Origin of the sequence: Oscillibacter sp. UBA6647 (assembly GCA_002455655.1) — a bacterium.
In the GTDB taxonomy this organism is placed as follows: domain Bacteria; phylum Bacillota; class Clostridia; order Oscillospirales; family Oscillospiraceae; genus Oscillibacter.
In genome coordinates, this window is sequence record DKLF01000040.1 from 1959 (window position 1) to 4127 (window position 2169).

Below are 2169 nucleotides of genomic sequence, written 5' to 3' on the forward strand. Positions count from 1 at the left end.
GGCCGTGATCGGCTCCGGCCCCGCGGGCCTTACCTGCGCGGGCGACCTTGCCAAAAAGGGCTATGACGTCACCGTGTTTGAGGCACTGCACCTTGCGGGCGGCGTTCTGGTGTACGGCATCCCTGAGTTCCGTCTGCCCAAGGCCATTGTCCAGAAGGAAGTGGACGGATTGAAGGCGCTGGGCGTCACCGTTGCCACGGACACCGTGGTGGGCCGCACCATCTCCATCGACGAGCTGATGGAGGAGGAGGGCTTCGAAGCCGTGTTCATCGGCTCCGGCGCGGGTCTGCCCATGTTTATGAGTATTCCGGGCATCAACTATAAAGGCGTGTTCTCCGCCAACGAGTTTTTGACCCGTATCAACCTGATGAAGGCCTATCTGCCCGACTCCGACACGCCCATCATCCATCCCAAAAAGGTGGCGGTGGTTGGCGGCGGCAACGTGGCCATGGACGCGGCCCGCTGCTCTAAGCGGCTGGGTGCCGAGGTACATATCGTTTACCGCCGTGGCATGGAAGAGCTTCCCGCCCGTCACGAGGAGGTGGAGCACGCCGAGGAAGAGGGCGTGATCTTCAACACCCTCAACAACCCCGTGGAGATTTTGGCGGATGAGGACGACAACGTTCGCGCCATCCGCTGCATCAAGATGGAGCTGGGCGAACCGGATGCTTCCGGCCGCCGCAGCCCCGTGGAGATTGTCGGCAGCGAGTTTGACATGGAGGTGGACTGCGTCATCATGGCGCTGGGCACCAGCCCCAACCCCCTGATCAAGAGCACCACCGAGGGGCTGGAGGTCAACCGAAAGGGCTGCATCGTGGTGAACGAGGAGGGACTTACCTCCCGTCCGGGCGTTTACGCCGGCGGCGACGCTGTTACCGGCGCGGCCACGGTGATTCTGGCCATGGGTGCGGGCAAAACCGCCGCCAAGGCAATTGACGAGCAGTTGAACAAGGCATAATGCCCCGCTTCGGCGCAAAATGCTCACGGGGCAATGCAGGCAGCCATCAGACAACCTGTGAACCGGGGGCCAGGAAAAACCGAAAACGAAAAGCAGCGGCGGGAACCGAAAATCGGTTCCCGCCGCTGCTTTGCAGGCGATCAGGAGCGGTTGGGAAAAATGCCGCCAGACGGCAAAAGTTATAAAAAGGCATTGCACAGGCATAAACTGTATTGGAAAATGTTCATAACATGCCTGCCGATTTTGCGAAATTAAACCATCAAATTTTGTGAAAAACAGATAGTTTTGTATGAAATGTCCGTAAAACATTGACACGGGTCTTTGAAATGATATAATTGCTACAAAGTTCTTTGGCGGGATGATGTGATAAATGGAAGACATGGAGACGCTGTATATCATCGGTGAGTCACGGACCAACAGTGACAATGCCATCACGAAAATGTTCGGCTCTTTTTACATGGCTTTGGAGATGGAAGCTGAAAGCGGGAAAATCGTGGATTTCAGTTGTACCCACTCTTTGGAGCTGACGGAGACATTTCTGCGGCGCGTTTTTGTGGGGAGGTCTTTGCTGCGGGAATACGACCAACTGGAAAACGAGGTGTCCCGCCGATACCACGGCTCCTCCGCCAAGGCGGTGCTTGCCGCCATGAAAGACGCGGAAAAGCGGTATCGGGCCGCTGTGGGAAAGAGCGAATCTACTGGCGGATAGATCCGGCGGGCAAATAAGTTCATAAACTGCTTTCCCTTGTGTGATATATCTTTCAATATATCAACCAGCAAGGGGAAACCCAGTGAAGATCAGAGAATGCCTCTGGTCCTTGCTGGGTTTTTATGTTTTTTAGCTTAAAATCAGGCGGCTCACCCACGCTTGGGGCGCGGGCGGAAAAAACGAAAGGAGCGCGAAATGGAACTGAAGGAGCTTGTGGAGCGGCGGAGAGCGCCGCTGCTGAAAACTCTGGGGGAGAGCATCCGCATCCCCAGCGTGCGGGAAGAGGATGAAAGCGGCTATCCCTACGGGGCAAATATTCAAAGGGCTCTCGAGTTTATGCTGGAAACCGGAAAGAACCTGGGGCTTCGGGTAGGCAGCATGGACAATCAGGTGGGCTGGTGCGAGTTTGGCGAGGGGGAGGAAATGGTGGCCGTTCTGGGCCATCTGGACGTGGTCCCCGCCGGAGAGGGCTGGAGCGGCGATCCCTTTTCCGGTGAGGTCC

The 2169-nt window shown here is 56.8% G+C and carries 2 protein-coding genes and 1 pseudogene; all 3 read left to right on the forward strand.

All coding sequences use genetic code 11. The annotated features are described in order from the left end of the window. On the forward strand, window positions 1–958 hold a 958-nt coding region (locus B2W96_RS03360), incomplete at its 5' end, for an FAD-dependent oxidoreductase (protein ID WP_293008547.1). Between the two features lie 370 nt (window positions 959–1328). Next, window positions 1329–1667, forward strand: a complete 339-nt coding sequence (locus B2W96_RS03365; protein WP_293008549.1) for a DUF3870 domain-containing protein — start codon at window positions 1329–1331, stop codon at window positions 1665–1667. A gap of 195 nt (window positions 1668–1862) precedes the next feature. Beyond that, window positions 1863–2169, forward strand: a pseudogene (locus tag B2W96_RS03370) (dipeptidase PepV); the annotation flags it as partial.